20 protein-coding genes are annotated in these 17,967 nt (G+C 35.7%); 3 read left to right on the top strand and 17 right to left on the bottom strand.

The features are described from left to right. Positions 1 to 21 precede the first annotated feature (21 nt). From trxA to zapA, 11 genes are all read right to left on the bottom strand, one after another. The gene (gene trxA, locus CD30_RS05885; protein WP_036173789.1) at positions 22 to 336 is read right to left on the bottom strand and encodes a thioredoxin; all 315 of its coding nucleotides are present in this window, start codon (positions 334 to 336) and stop codon (positions 22 to 24) included. Positions 337 to 518: 182 nt separating this feature from the next. After that, entirely contained in the window at positions 519 to 1,496 is a 978-nt protein-coding gene (locus CD30_RS05890; RefSeq protein ID WP_036173791.1) for an electron transfer flavoprotein subunit alpha/FixB family protein, read from the bottom strand. Between the two features lie 30 nt (positions 1,497 to 1,526). Further along, positions 1,527 to 2,300, bottom strand: a complete 774-nt coding sequence (locus tag CD30_RS05895; protein ID WP_036173792.1) for an electron transfer flavoprotein subunit beta/FixA family protein — start codon at positions 2,298 to 2,300, stop codon at positions 1,527 to 1,529. A 26-nt stretch (positions 2,301 to 2,326) separates the two neighbouring features. Then, positions 2,327 to 3,100 carry an enoyl-CoA hydratase gene (locus CD30_RS05900; RefSeq protein ID WP_036173793.1) on the bottom strand — a complete coding sequence of 258 codons (774 nt, stop codon included), beginning with the start codon at positions 3,098 to 3,100 and terminating at the stop codon, positions 2,327 to 2,329. 22 nt (positions 3,101 to 3,122) lie between these two features. Further along, positions 3,123 to 3,704 (bottom strand): TetR/AcrR family transcriptional regulator, encoded by a 582-nt coding sequence (locus CD30_RS05905; RefSeq protein WP_036173796.1) that lies wholly within the window; start codon positions 3,702 to 3,704, stop codon positions 3,123 to 3,125. Between the two features lie 184 nt (positions 3,705 to 3,888). Then, complete coding sequence (locus tag CD30_RS05910; protein ID WP_036173798.1) at positions 3,889 to 5,580, bottom strand: long-chain-fatty-acid--CoA ligase; 1,692 nt, start codon at positions 5,578 to 5,580, stop codon at positions 3,889 to 3,891. A gap of 390 nt (positions 5,581 to 5,970) precedes the next feature. After that, the gene (locus CD30_RS05915) at positions 5,971 to 6,384 is read right to left on the bottom strand and encodes a DUF350 domain-containing protein (protein ID WP_036173800.1); all 414 of its coding nucleotides are present in this window, start codon (positions 6,382 to 6,384) and stop codon (positions 5,971 to 5,973) included. A gap of 37 nt (positions 6,385 to 6,421) precedes the next feature. Continuing rightward, positions 6,422 to 8,788: an endonuclease MutS2 gene (locus tag CD30_RS05920; protein WP_036173803.1), complete on the bottom strand. Its 2,367-nt coding sequence runs from the start codon at positions 8,786 to 8,788 to the stop codon at positions 6,422 to 6,424. A gap of 43 nt (positions 8,789 to 8,831) precedes the next feature. Then, entirely contained in the window at positions 8,832 to 10,541 is a 1,710-nt protein-coding gene (gene polX / locus CD30_RS05925; protein ID WP_036173806.1) for a DNA polymerase/3'-5' exonuclease PolX, read from the bottom strand. A gap of 89 nt (positions 10,542 to 10,630) precedes the next feature. Continuing rightward, entirely contained in the window at positions 10,631 to 11,170 is a 540-nt protein-coding gene (locus tag CD30_RS05930) for a CvpA family protein (RefSeq protein ID WP_036174009.1), read from the bottom strand. Positions 11,171 to 11,175: 5 nt separating this feature from the next. Then, positions 11,176 to 11,436 (bottom strand): cell division protein ZapA, encoded by a 261-nt coding sequence (gene zapA / locus CD30_RS05935; RefSeq protein ID WP_036173809.1) that lies wholly within the window; start codon positions 11,434 to 11,436, stop codon positions 11,176 to 11,178. Between the two features lie 395 nt (positions 11,437 to 11,831). Here zapA and rnhC point away from each other — a divergent pair, with 395 nt between their 5' ends. Further along, complete coding sequence (rnhC, locus tag CD30_RS05940) at positions 11,832 to 12,785, top strand: ribonuclease HIII (RefSeq protein WP_036173812.1); 954 nt, start codon at positions 11,832 to 11,834, stop codon at positions 12,783 to 12,785. Positions 12,786 to 12,833: 48 nt separating this feature from the next. On the opposite strand, the gene CD30_RS05945 is transcribed toward rnhC, so the two are convergent. Next, complete coding sequence (locus CD30_RS05945) at positions 12,834 to 13,070, bottom strand: hypothetical protein (RefSeq protein ID WP_036173816.1); 237 nt, start codon at positions 13,068 to 13,070, stop codon at positions 12,834 to 12,836. Between the two features lie 209 nt (positions 13,071 to 13,279). On the opposite strand from CD30_RS05945, the gene CD30_RS05950 reads away from it, so the two are divergent. Beyond that, on the top strand, positions 13,280 to 13,480 hold the full coding sequence (locus CD30_RS05950; protein WP_036173820.1) for a hypothetical protein: 201 nt from the start codon (positions 13,280 to 13,282) through the stop codon (positions 13,478 to 13,480). A gap of 114 nt (positions 13,481 to 13,594) precedes the next feature. On the opposite strand, the gene safA is transcribed toward CD30_RS05950, so the two are convergent. Together safA and CD30_RS05960 are read right to left on the bottom strand one after the other, a co-directional pair. Further along, positions 13,595 to 14,206, bottom strand: coding sequence for a SafA/ExsA family spore coat assembly protein (gene safA, locus CD30_RS05955; protein ID WP_036173823.1), 612 nt, complete (start codon positions 14,204 to 14,206; stop codon positions 13,595 to 13,597). A gap of 315 nt (positions 14,207 to 14,521) precedes the next feature. Continuing rightward, complete coding sequence (locus tag CD30_RS05960; RefSeq protein WP_036173826.1) at positions 14,522 to 15,061, bottom strand: hydrolase; 540 nt, start codon at positions 15,059 to 15,061, stop codon at positions 14,522 to 14,524. Between the two features lie 146 nt (positions 15,062 to 15,207). On the opposite strand from CD30_RS05960, the gene CD30_RS05965 reads away from it, so the two are divergent. Next, entirely contained in the window at positions 15,208 to 15,651 is a 444-nt protein-coding gene (locus CD30_RS05965; protein WP_036173829.1) for a hypothetical protein, read from the top strand. A gap of 70 nt (positions 15,652 to 15,721) precedes the next feature. Here CD30_RS05965 and tnpC read toward each other — a convergent pair whose 3' ends face one another. The 3 genes from tnpC to CD30_RS05980 form a co-directional block, all read right to left on the bottom strand. Continuing rightward, positions 15,722 to 17,299 (bottom strand): IS66 family transposase, encoded by a 1,578-nt coding sequence (gene tnpC, locus CD30_RS05970; RefSeq protein ID WP_088350728.1) that lies wholly within the window; start codon positions 17,297 to 17,299, stop codon positions 15,722 to 15,724. Between the two features lie 62 nt (positions 17,300 to 17,361). Next, positions 17,362 to 17,715 carry an IS66 family insertion sequence element accessory protein TnpB gene (tnpB, locus tag CD30_RS05975; protein ID WP_036173835.1) on the bottom strand — a complete coding sequence of 118 codons (354 nt, stop codon included), beginning with the start codon at positions 17,713 to 17,715 and terminating at the stop codon, positions 17,362 to 17,364. Next, positions 17,705 to 17,899, bottom strand: a complete 195-nt coding sequence (locus CD30_RS05980) for a hypothetical protein (protein WP_036173838.1) — start codon at positions 17,897 to 17,899, stop codon at positions 17,705 to 17,707. The genes tnpB and CD30_RS05980 overlap by 11 nt, the downstream gene beginning before the upstream one ends. Between the last annotated feature and the right edge of the window lie 68 nt (positions 17,900 to 17,967).

A 17,967-nucleotide genomic window follows, 5' to 3' on the forward strand; every position in this document is an offset into this window, starting at 1 on the left:
CACGGTAATAACATCTCATAATTATTTATTGTTGTTAATGAACTCTACTAGAGCTTCTTTTGGTTGGAAACCAACAGTTTTCGCTACTAGTTCACCATCTTTGAATAATAGTAGTGTCGGGATAGACATTACTTGGTATTCAGCAGCAGTAACTTGGTTATTATCAACGTCTAATTTTGCGATTTTTACTTGGTCGCCCATTTCGCTGTCGATTTCTTCTAACACTGGTGCGATCATTTTACAAGGTCCACACCAAGTAGCCCAAAAGTCTACTAGTACAACGCCAGAAGCGATTTCTTCTGAAAAGTTTTGGTCTGTTACATGTACAATTGCCATTTACATTGCCTCCTTAAATCTAACATCTTTTGTAGTATAGCACGATAAAAAATGAAGGTGTAGCAAAGTGAACTAAATAAACGATAAATATTTACATTTTATTAACAAAATGAAAAGCATAACATATCCATTCAAAAAAACATCTCACCATTTTTATGGAGAGATGCTTGATCAGTATTCGATTATGAACCTACTTTTAAAGCCTTGATTTCTTCTATCATTAATGGAATGACTTCAAATAAATCTCCTACGATTCCATAGTCCGCAACTTTAAAGATATTCGCTTCTGGATCTTTATTAATAGCTACGATGACTTTTGAATTGGACATACCTGCTAAATGCTGAATTGCTCCAGAGATACCTGCTGCAATATACAAATCCGGTGTTACTACTTTTCCTGTTTGACCGATTTGTAAAGAATAGTCGCAGTACCCAGCATCACAAGCTCCACGAGATGCACCAACAGCACCACCTAGTAAATTTGCTAATTCTGTTAATGGCTCGAAGCCTTCTTCTGATTTAACACCACGACCCCCTGCTACAACAACTTTCGCTTCGGATAAATCAACACCCTCAGATGTTTTACGAACAACTTCTTTAATAATTGTACGTAAGTTTTGAATATCTACAGTTAATGATGATACTGAACCTGAACGACTTTCATCCTTTTCTAATGCAGGGATGTTGTTAGGACGTACTGTTACAAAAACGATACCTTCTTTAATTTTTACTTTTTCGAAGGCTTTACCAGAGTAAATCGGACGAATGAATAATACATCATCACCCGAACCTTCAATTTCCGTTACATCTGAAATTAATCCAGACTGTATACGTGAAGATACTTTTGGGGATAAATCTTTCCCTAATGATGTATGTCCAAAAACAATCGCTTCAGGTTTTTCTTGTTCATAAATAGCTAAAATTGCTTGGCTATAACCATCAGATGTATATGATTTTAAATGTGGATGTTCCACAGTTACTACACGGTCTGCTCCATATGCAATTAAGTTTGGAGCTAAGCTTTCTACAGAATCCCCTAACAATACGCCTACGATTTCCCCACCGTCAGCAATTTGCTTTGCAGCTGCAATGGCTTCGTATGACACGTTACGAATAACACCTTCACGAATTTCTCCAAGAACTAATACTTTTTTTGACATTTGTATCCCTCCATTTCCCAGTCTTTACGATTAAATAACTTTCGCTTCCGAATGAAGTAAGTTGACTAATTCTTTAACTTGTTGTGAGATTTCACCTTCTAGAATACGCCCAGCTGATTTTTGTGATGGTAAAAATACTTCAACCGTTTCTATTTTTAATTCCACATCATCTTCATCAATATCTAAATCGTCTAATTCAAGTTCTTCAAGTGGTTTTTTCTTTGCCTTCATAATACCTGGTAAAGAAGGATAACGTGGCTCATTTAAACCTTGTTGAGCAGTGACTAGTAAAGGTAAAGTAGTCTCAATTACCTCTGAGTCTCCTTCGATATCACGAACGATTTTCACTGCTGAACCGTCAATTTCTAAATCTGTAATTGTCGTTACATAGTTGATACCTAGTAAATCAGCAACGCGCGGACCAACTTGCCCTGTTCCACCGTCAATTGCCACATTACCAGCTAAAATTAAGTCAACCTCTTTATCTTTTAAATACTCTGCTAGAATATAAGCTGTAGACGCTTGATCTAATTCATCTAAGTCGTCCTCTGTATTGATAAGTACCGCTTCATCTGCTCCCATTGCAAGTGCAGTTCGCAGTTGTTTTTCAGCATCTTCTCCGCCGATTGTTACAACTATTACTTTCCCACCTTCTGCATCGCGAACTTGAATCGCTTCCTCGATGGCATATTCATCATATGGATTAATAATAAATTCAGCACCATCCTCCTGGATTTTGCCATTTGAAATAACAATTTTTTCTTCAGTGTCGAATGTTCTTTTTACTAAAACGTAAATGTTCATACTACTACCTCCTAATCTCAAATTATTTATTTCCCTGTAAATTTAGGCTTTCTTTTTTCGATAAATGCTTGTATACCTTCTTTAGCATCTTTCGATTCGAACACAGTACCAAAACTGTCTGCCTCAGCCTCTACTCCATTGTAGTAAGACGCATCCTTGCTATATTGCAGCATCGATATTGCCGCCTTTAATGCCACAGGACTCTTTTCTGCAATTTTTTTCGCAAGTTCCAGTGTATTTGCAAGCAGTTGATCAGCCGGGAACGCTTTATTCGCTAATCCCCATTGAACTGCCTCTGCCCCTGAAATCGGTTCACTTGTAAAGAGCATTTCTGCAGCTTTTGCAGTACCAACATATTTTGGTAGACGTTGTGTTCCTGCAAAGCCTGGAATTAAACCAAGACTAAGCTCTGGAAGTCCAAGTTTTGCATCTTCTGCTACATATCGGATATGGCAGCTCATCGCTAATTCTAGTCCCCCTCCAAGAGCAGCACCATGAATTGCAGCAATTATTGGTTTAGGAAAGGATTCTAATTTTTCAAATACTTGTTGTCCACTTGCTGCTAATTTTGAAAATTCGTCACCAGATGCTACTTCTGTGAATTCTTTTATATCAGCCCCTGCTGAGAAAAATCGACCTTCACCATGTAGAACGATTACTCGAATTGTTTGATCTAACTCCATTGCGTCCAACATTTCATCTACTTCAACTATTAGTTGTCGCGACAAAGCATTTGCAGGCGGTCGTTGAATTGTGACAACCGCAACCCCATCTTCAACCTTCCAACTTAAGTATTCCATCACACATCCCCCTTTTTATCATCTACCCTTTTAAACCTTTTAGCAACAATTTTCTAACTTTTGGCGCAATTTCGACTAAATCATAGCGAAATTCATTCATAACCCATGTAGTTATGTTTTCATCGATGGTTCCAAACACCATTTGACGTGCAACTCGCACATCCATCGTTGGATCAAATTCACCATTTGTCATGCCTTCTATTAATATTTCATCTAGTAATTTTAAATACTCTTTTAATATCGTATTTATTTTTACTCTTAATTCTTTATTTGATTGTCTTAACTCTAGCTGAGTCACTGTAGCAAGATGGTGATCATTTGCTAATACTTGAAAATGATTGTCAATCATTTGTGATAGCTTTTCCGTTGATGATTTTCCTTGTTGGATAATCTCTTTTAAATTTTCAACGAAAACTGCCATCTTTTCTTGGAACACGGAAATAAAAATATCTTCTTTATTTTTAAAGTATAGATAGATAGTTCCATCAGCAACTCCAGCTTGTTTAGCGATTTTAGAAACCTGGGCTTGATGATAACCATTTTCTGCGATAGCAATGACAGCGGCATCGATAATTTGTTTATACTTAGGCTTATTTCGTTTCATTTAACTCACCACCATCCAAAACCTTTCCTATCGCCAAGCAAATTTTGAGGATAGGCTTGTTAACTTATTGATGTAATTTGAATATCATTTTTATACAAAAAAATATGAAAACATAAAATGAATGACTGTTCATTCATGTTTTCATATTATAATTTATTAAATTTTCTGTCAACAATTAATATATCTATTGTGCCTGTAATTCTTCCACCTTCGCCTTTTCCTCATCTACAAGCTGCCTGCGTAAAATTTTTCCTACCGCTGTTTTCGGCAACTCTTTTCTAAACTCATAGAATCTTGGCACCTTGTAGGCAGCTAAATTTTGACGGCAATATTTATTTAATTCTTCCTCGGTTACCGTTTTTCCTTCTCGCAAAACGATGTAAGCTTTAACTGTTTCACCACGATATGGATCTGGGATACCTGCAACCACACATTCTTGAATCGCTTCATGCTCATAAAGCACTTCCTCAACTTCACGTGGATAGATGTTGAAACCACCTGCAATGATCATATCTTTTTTGCGATCTACAACGTAGAAATATCCTTCTTCATCCATATAGCCTAAGTCACCAGTTAAAAACCAGCCATCAACAAATGCCATTGCCGTCTCTTCAGGTCGATTCCAATAACCTTTCATTACTTGTGGCCCTTTAACCGCGATTTCACCGATTTCCCTCGGTGGCAATATTGTTCCGTCCGAGGATTGAATAATTGTCGCCTCTGTATCTGGCCATGGAACCCCAATCGACCCTCTTACTCGTTTGCCCCAGATAAAGTTTGCATGAGTGACAGGTGACGTTTCCGTTAAGCCATATCCTTCTACAAGCTTACCACCTGTAATCTCCTCAAATTTCTCTTGCACTTCCACTGGTAAAGGAGCTGAGCCGCTGATACATGCTTTAATAGAAGATAAATCATATTTCCCGATGTCTGGATGATTTAATAACCCAATGTACATAGTTGGTGCTCCAGGGAACAGCGTTGGTTTTTGTTTATCAATTGTTTTTAATGCTGCTTCAACATCGAATTTTGGAATGAGCACCATTTTACTTGCTTTCATAACGGTTAATAACAATACTGTTGTCATTCCATAGACATGAAAGAATGGTAACATTCCAAGAATTACTTCTTCACCTTCAACACATTTGTACATCCACACATCACACATACTCGTGTTAGAAATTAAGTTTTTATGTGTGAGCATAACCCCTTTTGGAAAACCTGTCGTACCTCCAGTGTATTGGATTAATGCCAAATCCTCTTCAATATCTATTGATAGATTAATTGGCTTTGTTTCGGCAACACGCATGATTTCAGTAAATAGATGAGTCATCCCCTTATGCTCGACCTTGACACTAAATCCGTATTGCTTCTTTTGAATAAATGGATAGATTAAATTTTTCGGAAATGGTAGGTAATCTTTAATTGCTGTAATGATAACGTTTTCAATTTTCGTATCTTTGAGCACTTTTGTAACCCTAGGATATAAAATATCCATTGCTAAAATAACCTTAGCCCCCGAATCCGCCATTTGATACTGTAATTCCCTTTCAGTATAAAGCGGATTTGTTTGAACAACAATTCCTCCCGCATACAACGTTCCAAAATAAGCAATTACCGCCTGAGGACAATTCGGTAGCATAATTGCCACACGATCCCCTTTTTCTACCCCTAGATATTGCAAGTAATTTGCAAATTTAAGCGACGATTCATAAAGTTCCTTATAAGTAAGATTTCTACCCATAAAATGAACTGCTACTTTGCCTGGGCTTTTCTCGTATGCATTCGTTAATAAGTTTTGAACAGGCATGTCATCATACGTAACAGTGGTTGGAATTTCTTCCGGATACTGCGAAAGCCAAACTTTCTCCGTCATGAACATCTCCCCTTTGTTCAGAAAATTCGAATTTTCTTACTTTTATTATAATTAAAAAAGATTTGTATATCAACCAAAATTTATCAATCTTTCATTTTTTCGCTAGAAAACGTTTGTTTTTTCTATTTTTAAACACTTTTTTAATTTACAGTTAAAATACTTATCTTTTAATAATTTATTGATTTTTGTTTTTTAAATATAATTTTTAATAACATTATCCCAAAATAAAAAAGCTAGTAATGGTAGATTTCTCCACATACTAGCTTTTAAATAATTATAAATTTATTTAACAATGAATATTATGCAGTTACAAGATAATAAACTCCTACAAGGATAAAAAGGATACAGACTACTAAAAGTACTTTTGCTAATTTTTCCATATTATCGCCCCTAAATAATACTTGCACCGATGACAAAAGATAAACCCACTGAAATGGTAAAGGATATAAAACCAACAGATCGATTATCTTTTGCTATTTCTTCATCTACAGGGATGCGTGGTGTTAAAAATTCAAATAATAAGTATGCAAATATTAATAAGATAAAGCCAAACAATCCCCAACCAAGCATCTCAATCAATGATGAGTGCCGTTCAATTGAATATCTGAAAATATTGCAAACACCTAATATTTTACCACCTGTTGCGAGTGCAACTGCTACATTCCCCTTTTTGATTTCTTCCCAATTTTTATATTTTGTGACCATTTCAAATAATATCATTGAAACGATTAAACATAACACGACAACACTGAAATATCCCGCAGTCTCGACAACAGGATGATGCCAAAATCCCGAACTTTGCACATTAACATCCCCCTTCAAATTGGCATTTTTATGCGTATTATTTTAACTCCACAACCGTTACACCAAATCCACCTTCGCCCGCTTCACCATATCGGAAGGTTTTAACTCTTTTATGACCCTTCAAATAGTTTTGTATTCCCTGACGAAGAGCACCTGTACCTTTTCCGTGAATAATGGATACACGATGATAATTTGCTAAAAGTGCATCATCGATATATTTCTCTGTCTTAAGGATCGCATCTTCATAGCGTTCTCCGCGTAAATCTAATTCAAGCTTAACTTGAGAATTTCGATTTTTCACGTTTGTCATTGTTACGGTTTGTTGCTGCTTATCTGGTTTAACATATTGTAAGTCAGACTCGTCAAGCTTCATTTTTAAAATACCAATTTGAACGACCCATTCATGGTCTCCAGCTTTTTCAATAAGCGTACCTTTCTGACCATAGCTAAGTACTTTTACTTCATCGCCGACTTTTAAATTTTGAGCTCTTTCTCTAATTTGAGCTTGTTTTTTCAACACTTTATTTTCAATTGGAGCTACTTCATCCAGACGTTTTCTCGCCTCAATTAATTCATGCTCTTTCACCGCATGACTAGCATCCTCTCTCATTTTACGAAGTTCAGCAATGATTTTTTCTGCTTCTGCTTTTGCTTCATCTACAATTTTCCTTGCTTTTTCTTTTGCCTTTTTCTCTAGATTTTCTTTTTTCTCGTCATAAGTTTTGAGCTTTTCTTCTAGCTCTTTATGAAGATGATTGGCTTCTTCTAATAACGTATGGGCTTCATCAGCTTCTCTCTCAGAGCGTAGTCTTGATTCTTCTAAGGAAGCAATCATTGACTCTACTTCATGACGGTCAGTTCCCGTATAACCTCGAGCCTTATTGATAATGGATTCTTTTAAGCCAAGGCGTTTTGATATTTCAAACGCGTTAGAACGACCCGGTACTCCGATTAGTAATCGGTATGTAGGACTAAGTGTCTCCACATCAAACTCTACACTTGCATTTACAACACTAGGGCGATTATAGCCATATGCTTTTAATTCTGGGTAATGGGTTGTAGCCATAACACGCGCACCACAATCGATGACTTCATCCAGTATTGAAATGGCAAGAGCCGCTCCTTCCTGTGGATCGGTTCCTGCACCTAATTCATCAAATAACACAAGGGAATGTTCATCAACTTTACTTAGAATATCAACAATATTCACCATGTGGGACGAAAAGGTTGATAATGATTGCTCGATCGATTGTTCATCACCAATATCTGCAAACAACTGGTCAAAAACAGCAAGCTCTGAACCATCTAATGCTGGTACAGGAATTCCTGCCTGTGCCATTAATGTACATAGTCCGACCGTTTTTAAAGTAACCGTTTTACCACCTGTATTCGGTCCAGTAATAACAATTGCCGTAATATCATGACCAAATTCAATCGTATTTGGTACTGCTTCATCGATTGAAATTAATGGATGTCTCGCTCGGACTAGTCGAATATAACCTTCATCGTTCATTTTTGGCTTTGTACATTTATTTGCTTGACCATATTTTGCTTTTGCTAATATGACATCAATGTCCCCTAATATATGAATTAGGATGAATAATTCATGGCTTACTTCTTGGACTTTTGAAGATAGCTCTAATAAAATACGTTCGATTTCAACCTGTTCCTTCACTTTCAAACGGCCAATTTCATTATTTAATTGAACAATTGACTCAGGTTCAATAAATAATGTTTGACCTGATGATGACTGATCATGAACAATTCCACCATAATGAGCACGGTATTCTTGTTTAACTGGTATTACGAATCGTTCGTTACGAATTGTGATGATTGCATCTGATAGCATTTTCGATGCATTTGATCCTCGTATAAGGCTTTCTAGCTTAGAACGAACCTTTGCTTCCTCTGAACGAAGAGATTGACGAATCGAGCGTAATGTAACACTAGCCGAATCTAATACGGCTCCATTGTCATCAATACAATCATTGATTTCATGTTGCAATGCCGTTAGGATAGGCATTTGCTCTTTTCTTTCAATGAAATGTGGAATTTTAATATCCTCTTCTTCTTCAATTGATTCAATAAAATTTCGAAGAATCCGACTTGCTCGTATTGTGCTAGCAATTTCCATTAATTCGCTACTACTTAGCATTCCACCAATTTGCGATCTTTTGGCAGAAGCGCGAATATCAAATATTCCGCCCATCGGAACATTCCCTTTAACACGGAGGATTGATAGGCCTTCATCCATTTCTTCTAGTAGTTCTACTACCTTTTCATAATCAGTTTCCGGAATGAGTTGCTCAATTTGTGTCTTCCCAATAGAAGAAGTACAGAAATTAGCAACTTGTTCCCTAATTTTATCATATTCTAGTGTTTTCAATGCTCGTTGTGCGATCACTAGCAAACACTCTCCTGTCTAGTTTCAAATTCCACAATTTCATCTACTTGTTTTTGCGGATAAAGGTTTCAAATTTTTCTGTTGACCATGTATTAACAACTAATTCCTTTTTCACCCAAGCTTTTTGGGCATATTTTGTGCCTACATCCATAAAACGTAATTGATCAATTGCATGGGCATCTGTATTAATCGCAATAGGAACATTGTATTCCATCGCCAGCTTTAAATGTTCAACACATAGGTCAAGGCGATATGGATTAGCATTCAATTCTAAAATTTTACCATATTCCGATGCCCATTTAATTAATTGAGGGATATCTGGATTATACCCATCACGTTCCCCAATCACTCTTCCTGTAGGATGGGCAATCATATGAACGTATGGATTTTGAATCGCTGTCCATAATCGTTCCATAATTTTGTCTTGTGATTGTGTAAAGCTTGAATGGATGGATGCAATGACGAAATCAAGCGATTTTAAAACATCATTATCAAAATCTAATGATCCATTTGGCAATATGTCCATTTCAGTTCCTGCATATAATCTAAATTGTGGATGATCATCATTGAATGCATAAATCTCTTGTCGTTGTCTTAAAAGTCGCTCTGGTGTTAAACCATTTGCCACCTTTAAAAATTGCGAATGATCCGTAATGACGCCATGAGTATATCCACGTTCAATGAGAGCTTTTCCCATCTCTTGAATTGAGTGTGCACCGTCAGACCAAGTCGTATGCATATGGAGGTCTGTCACAATATCATCTAAAGTAACTAATTGTGATATTTCATCAAGTCGTTCTAGCTCTTGACCATTTTCCCGAATGGTCGGTGGAATAAATGGTAAGTCGAAATGGGCAAAAAACTCTTCTTCAGATTTAAATGTTTGCACAGTACCATCTGGCTGCTCCACACCATACTCACTAATTTTTTTACCTTGTTGTTTTGCTAGCTGTCTCATTTTTACGTTATGATCTTTGGACCCTGTAAAATGGTGTAAACATGTTGCATATTCATCAAGGGTAACAAGTCGAAAATCTACGTTAACTGGATCGTCTATATCAAGAACGATAGAAACCTTTGTATCTCCATCAGCAACAACTTCCTGAATAGCTAGGTCTGTTAATAATCGTTCTTTTACTTTTTCCCTTAAATCTGTCGCTACGATGAAATCTAAATCCTTGCTTGTCTCATTTACTCGACGGAAGCTACCTGCAACAGAGTATTTTTGCACTTCTTTTATATTACTTAGTAGTTCATTGATTTCAATTACTATCATCTCAAGTTGCCAGATTGGATGTCTTTCACTACGTTCACCTAAGTGCTCAAGCTCTTTTAAAATCTTTTCTTCTGTTTTTGCACCAAAGCCAGCTAATTTTTGGACCTCTTTCGCTAAACATGCGGCACGCAAGCTTTCAACGCTATCAATCCCTAGTTCTTGATAAAGTTTTGCAAGTTTTTTTCCGCCTAGTCCAGGTAGTTTCATAAGCGGCACTAGTCCTTTTGGTGTCTTTTCTTCCAACTCTTTTAATTGAGTCGATTCACCTGTTTCTATAAGCTCGTTTATAACAGCTGCTGTTCCTTTACCAATCCCTTTAATTTGCGTAATATCTTCCATTTCATTTAGACTTCTTTGATCTCCCTCTAATGCTGCAGCCGCCTTTCGAAATGCTGAAACTTTAAAAGGATTCTCCCCTTGAAGTTCTAGGTATAATGCTATTTTTTCTAACGTTTTAATAATAATTTTTTTATTCATAATAAACCTCCACTTGAATGGATTATAGTAATTAGCCGTCTTCATTGAAAAAACTTCTCCCAATGGTGAGAGAAGTAATTATTTCATGATTAGTTTGTGTAAATATACCACCAGTTTTGGAATATGCTTGTTACAATCGGCGTATGTTCTAGCATTAATCCAGAAATAAACGATCCACCTAAAAGATTTTGAATCGTATCAATTGGTAACAATGCTAATACATACAGCACAATAAACGTCACAAGATAAAATTCAACAAAACATAGCGCTGCACCTAAAAGTCGGTTAACCGATTTTAAAATAGGTAGATATGTTAAAAAGTCAAATATAGTTGCAACAATTTGTAAAAGTATCTTTGTAGCAAAGAAAATTACCGCAAATGCAACAATTCGATAGAAGGTTTGATCAACATCGATCATATCTAGCATTAGGGTTGTGGAACTATCAGCACTTATTCCTGGATACGGAATCCAAAAAACAAAGTTATCTGCAAGCGGTTTATAAAAAATATAAGCTACTAAAAGTGCAATAAAAAAGCTTGCAAGATGAATTGCTTCAACGACAAATCCTCGTCTTATTCCAACCATTAAACTAGCAATAAATATAATTATTAAAATTAAATCTAGCATACCATTCAATCCTTTAGTTTTCTTAATTCGTTTTCTAACCTCTCAACTTCTTCTCTTAGCTTAAGCATTTCATTAACAGTGTTTACTGCTGTTAGTACCGCAAGCTTGCCACTGTCAAGCGTTGGATTAAGAACACTAATTTCTCGCATTTTATCATCTACTATTGACGCTACTAATCGCATATGCCCAGTAGACTCAGTTCCTACCATTTTATAAGTATGACCATATATTTCCACCGATATTCGATTTTTTTCCTGTTCAGCCAAAAGAGATACCTCCCACAAAGCGTAAGCAACTACAGTATTTATAAAGAAATAAAGCTATCCATGATGAATTTGAGATACATTGCGTACCGTTAAGCATAAACTAATTATCACAAAGCTTAACATGAATCTTTTTCTAGTAAAATTATTAGAAAAATTTATAATACATATCATAACATTTCCAATAGGTAGCTAGCAACTTCGCTATTCTTTATAGCTAATAATAGCAACAATACTAGTAGGCTGTCATGGATTCTACTATTAATATTGTAATACATATGAAGAATGAGCCCACTGCACACTTTTCTTCCATAACGAAGGGTTGTTGATTACAATAAGATAAAATAGATTGATCGCATTGTTTGAAAGGTATGTCTTTCATGAAAGGAAATAGAGCTATGTCGAATAATATCGTGTTAAAGCTTTCTGCTGAAGACCAAAATAAAGTAAAGTCTCATTATGCTTCCAATAAAGTTGAAAGAAAAGCGCCCGGCGTTGTCTTTGCAGCAAAGCTTCCAGATGCTGCAATTACAGTTTATTCATCGGGAAAGGTTATGTTTCAAGGGGATGGTGCAAGCCGTGAAGCGAGCCGGTTCGGTACAGTTGTCGATAAATCGTCCACAAATCAAAATGGAGCTACTTCAATCAAAACAAAGGGAGATAAACTTCCAGATAACTTTCAGCAAATGTCGGTTATCGGTTCAGATGAAACAGGCACAGGAGATTATTTCGGACCTGTTACAGTTGCAGCAGTTTATGTTCCGAAGGATAAAATTGATTTAATCAATGAACTAGGTGCAAAAGATTCAAAAATGTTAACGGATGCGAAAATGATGGAGATCGCACCAGATATAATGAATTCTTGTATTCATAGTATTTTAACTTTACGCAATGAAAAATATAATGAGATTCAAGGTTCCGGCTATTCTCAAGGGAAGATTAAAGCGATGCTACACAACCAAGCATTAAAACATGTTTTAGATAAAATCGCACCTGAAAATCCTGACTTTATTCTCATTGATCAATTTGCAGAGCGGAATACTTATTATAAATATTTGCAAAATACAAAAACCATTGTTCGTGAAAAGGTATTGTTCTCAACTAAAGCCGAACAGCTGCATGTCTCTGTTGCCGCAGCCTCGATTTTAGCCCGATATGCATTTTTAAAGGAAATGGATCGTTTAAGCAAAGAAATCGGGTATCCCCTTCAAAAGGGTGCTAGTGGAAAAGTCGATGAAATGGCAGCCCGTATTTGGATTGAACGAGGAGAAGAATATTTACGTTCAATTTCAAAATGGCACTTTGCCAATACTGAGAAGGCTAAAGTATTAGTGAAAATAAAGCGAGGATAACATTGTGAAAAGCTTCAAAGTCAGTTGAAAATAGACTTTGAAGCTTTTTTATGATTTATTATTTAATTTTCTTTCAATAGTTTCTAAACGTTCTTTCATCTCGTCCATTCCATTTTGCAAAATTTGTGTTCTTTCTTTTTCTAGTTGCAATCTTTCTACGTTATTTTGTTTAGTTAGTTTGAAATAACTATAAATTTTAATAATTAATACAATAAGAACAACTACTAATCCTAAAGTAATCGAAGTTGCAATTATATCTCCTACATTAAACCGCGTACCAGACATTTTAATTCTCCTAAATATTTTTCTTTATAATAGATTTTCAAAGAAAATTTACTTCTCATATTAATTATAGCACCCTTTAGTTTCCTATTTAAAGTAAATTAGCCATTTAAAGCTAATTTGTTATATACTCAAAACTGATTATGTTTTTGAATTTACTAATATCCAATATGTTTTGATAATTGTATATAGTTATAGAGGAGGGGAATTCAATGTTAAAAATTATTGAATGGCTAGGTTTTATAATTTGTGTGGGTTCCGTTTTCACAAATGGTTATCTAAGGAGCCAAGGTCATCACAATTTAATGGAGCAATTTACATTTTACTCTGTATTTGGAGGTGCTTCCATAACAATTGCAGCATTTTTCATTCGGAAACGCAATACTCGAAAGAATAGAATACATCGTCCATGACAATTTCACATACTCCATTATTCTAAAAAATATCCCATAACCGCGCATGCAATTCATGCACCTAAAAAGCCGGAAAGCATATATCTCATACCCTCCGACTTTGATCATTACTTATTATTTTTTTATAAACATTTGTGTCCAGATGTTACCGTCCTCAACAAAACCTACACCAATATGCGTATAGCTAGAGTTTAAAATATTTGCGCGGTGACCTGAACTATTCATCCATGCATTGACTACTTCTTGAGGAGATCTTTGCCCTTTTGCAATATTTTCTCCAGCAGCACTGTAGTTAATTCCATATGCTTTCATCATGTCGAATGGAGATCCATACGTCGGACTTGTGTGACTGAAGTAATTTTTGTTAGCCATATCCTGAGATTTATGCTCAGCTACTCTTGATAGCTCCCAATCATATTTTAATGCTGATAACCCTGCATTTGCACGCTCAACGTTTACAAGACGAATAACTTCTTGTTCATAAGCCACTCCTTCTTGTGTTGGAATGTTAATTTTTTGTCCTGGATAAATTAAATTCGGATTTTGTAATTGTGGATTTGAATTAATTAATTCTTGTACACCTGTTTCTGTTTTTACTGCGATTTTCCAAAGTGAATCACCTTTTACTACTGTATATGATGAACCAGCTGCTAAAGCTGTTACTGGAATAAGTAATGATAACGATAAAACAGAAGCAATTGCTCCTTTTTTCAAGTTCTTAAACATCTAATCAATCCTCTCTATTTGGTATAGTTCTATGATAATAGCAGTCTACTACTGAATTCATTGCAAAAATTTTGGCACGATTGTTGCGTAATCATTACATAAAAATTACTTTCAGTCTTAAAATTTGCCGCATCAATAGTTCTTTAGTTGTCATCTTTGTAAAATAGAATTTGAAAATACATAAAAATATTTTTTGTTTTTTCCAAAACACAATACTATTTTCCATGTTTTATATAAATTTTTTGGAAAAAAAAGAGAGAAAGCAAGTAAATTTCGCTTTCTCTTTAACAAATACAAGTCTATTTTTCAATTATATTACTTAATAATTTTACTAATGGATTTAAATTCATCACCTTTAGCAATTTGTTGCATTTCAAATAGTGCCATTTCTACTGTTGACACTTTTGCTCCAATCTGCACCATCTTTTGAAGACCAATTTCACTACTTAAAGAAGTCCTAGATGATACACAATCAGCTAACACTTCAACTTCGTAACCTTTAAAAAGTAATTGAGCTGCTGTTTGATATACGCAAATATGTGTTTCAATTCCTGCAAGCAATACTTTTTTACGTCCTGTTGCTTCGAGTTGTTCTACAAATTCAGGCGTATCATATGCACTAAACGTAATTTTTTCAATTGGTTGTTGACCATCTAAATGTTGTGCAATTTCCTCAACAGTTGGACCAAGCCCTTTTGGATACTGCTCTAGCCATAAAATCGGTAATCCTAACACTTTCGCTCCTTGCACTACATTTGCGATGTTTTGAATGACAAATTCACTCTTATCAACTATTCGTGCAAGTTTCCCTTGAATATCAATCAATACTAATACTGTATCCTCTTTGTGTAACATACTCATTTCCCCTTTTCATGTAAATTGAATTGGATCGTCTCCTTCATTATATATGTCAATTATTAGAACTTCATCTATAAGTTAAACTGTTCATTGAATCGATAGTTTTTGACATGTATAGTTAAAGGGTAGAAAGGGTGAATTTTTTGTTAAGATTAAGTTGGCTAATTAGTTTAGGAATCTCTCTTTTGGGATTTATTATTATAGAGCATTTTTTCACAATTCAACCTGAGGGCGTATCTGGTAGTGGGAATTCTGGAGCAATTGGAATAGCACTAGTTCTTCCCTTCTTGTTACTAAGCTTATTTACAACATATCGATATTTCTCCGAGCTTTCACGAAATGCAAAGGACAAACTGAATCGCATTTTTGCATTGGTAAGTGGTATTATTTTGATCGGAATTTTTATCTATTTCGCCAATGGATATAAGAATGACATTATTGAATCTTTAGGTGGGCCAACGACAGATCCAAATTCAAAAATTTATGGATTCCCCCTACTGAATCAATATACGAATCATGTATTCTTTAATTTTTATACATTTGGATTAGTTCATACAATCAGTGGATTGATCGTAAGCCCGAAATAGATAAAAATGCATACCGAAAGGTATGCATGACGAATAGCCTACAATCTAACTCATTTTTGGATTGTAGGCATTATTTTACACATGTAGATTGGATCGCTTTTGACCAAGGCATGTAGTTATGTAAAATTTCCGGTTGATTATGAATCGGTAAGTTTGGGAGATCTGTCAATACCTTCACTAGGTATTGATAAAAATCAATGCCGTTTGCTTTAGCAGTTTCCGCTAAACTTAAACAGACCGCATTTGCCTTTGCGCCAGCCTCACTGACAGAGAAAAGCCAATTTTTTCTCCCAATTACAGTTGGCCGAATTGCATTTTCAGCTGGGTTATTATCTATTTCAATGCGCCCATCCTGTAGGAATGCTTTTAATTCCTGCACTCGATTCAACGTATATTCCGCTGCTTTTGCCAGAGCATTCTTCCCATAGAATGGCGATTCTTCAACCCATTTCAGGAATTTCTCAACTATGGGTTTTGAATATTTGTTTCGCAATTTTCGGCGTTTGCTTGATGAACACTTTTTAAATTGGCTCTCTAACTTATACAACTGATCACAATAACCAACGCCAATCCGTCCATTCTTACTGTCAGCTTTTAACCAGTATCGCCGAACATGAGCCCAACAGTTTGCGAATGTGATATTTGGTAATTTACCGTATGCCGAATAGCCATCGCAAATGACGGTTCCTCTGAAGTTTGTTGTGAATTCTTCCAACACAGTACGACCTCTAGATAATGCACTTTGGAAAAGTACAATAACCGGACCTTGTGATGGAACGGTTTTAAATACCCAGTTGTATGCATTCGATTGACCTGGTTTCCCGTCCGATCTATTTAAGATTTGGGCGTAAGTTTCATCAATATGGAGAATCGACTTGGAAAGGAGTACCTCCTTCATCCGGTCATAGATTGGTAAAAGCCATTCTTCTGCTACACGAATTACCCAGTTGGATAAGTTTTTATCATTCGTTAGTAACCCTGAACGCTCCCATTCTTTTACTTGGCGATATAGTGGTAAATATTGAATGAACTTATCATAAATTAATTTCGCCAACACAGTTGGTCCTGCGATGCTGCGAGGAATGACCGCCATTGGCGCTTTGCCACGTTTAATTTGTGCGTTCTGTGTCGAGTCTTTTTTACATCGCTTGCACTCATAGGCATGCTCTATATGCTGAACACGAACCATCTTCGCTGGAATAAACTTGGCTTCTTCACGAACAATAGTGCTGCCGATTTCATGCATATTACTCTGACAACAGTCACATTGAAGGTCCGAAGGATGATGATGAACTTCTTCAATTTCTACATCTTCCTTAAATGAATCATTGCGCTTTTTATTTTTGATTTTACGTATAACTGTATAGCTAACACTCTCCGTGCTTTGTTCATCTGTGTGCTCAGAATCGCTAAAAGACGGGTCATCCTCGAATAAAGAACACTGCCCATCTGGAGCTTGATATTTCGATTTTTCTGACTTTGATCCATATAATGTTTTTGTTAAATGGTGAATTTGTTCTGATAAGTATTTGTTTTGAGCCAATGATTGATCTAACTTTTTAGAAAGCTCTTCATTTTGTTGTTTCATAATAGCTATTTGATTCTCTAGTAACGTAATTAATTTTTCAGTTGAATTCTTATTACTCATCTCATTCACCACATTTCAGTACAGTTTATCTATGAATGATTATACCATCTGAAATGTATTGTCTAAAAGATGCCTTTTGAAGATTTAGCTATTGCTTTTGGTTGTGCTATGGATAGTCCTTCTAGTAACCAACGCAATTCCTGTTGTGTTAAGTTTTGAACTTCTGCTTCATTTTTTGGCCATTGTAGCTTTCCATTATCAATACGTTTATATAATAATGCGAATCCGTCACCATCGAAATATAAACATTTATACCGATCACGACTCCATCCAGAGAAAAGAAAAACTGCATCGCTATATGGATCAAGTTGAAATGTATCCTGTATAAGCGTTGCTAATCCATCAATGCCTTTTCTCATATCCGTACGACCACAAATAATATAGATATTTTTCACCTTTGTAAAATCATGAATCATAATTACGCAACTCCCTAATAACCGTTTGGATGACGTAGTTCTTAACGTCAGGGAAGAAGGAGATTTTTAGATGATTTGCTTGAATAACGCAAATAGGTTTTGCTGGTCCACGACCAGCTGAAGTAGTTGTATTTGAAGTCGTTTCCAATTTGACTGGAACGATTGATACTTTGTCTGTTGACATAAAAAGCACCTCCCTTGAATTGATACCTTTATAGTACCGAGAGGTGCGATTAGAAAATATGCGTTATT

This window comes from Ureibacillus massiliensis 4400831 = CIP 108448 = CCUG 49529, from assembly GCF_000772965.1.
Taxonomy (GTDB): Bacteria; Bacillota; Bacilli; order Bacillales_A; family Planococcaceae; genus Ureibacillus; species Ureibacillus massiliensis.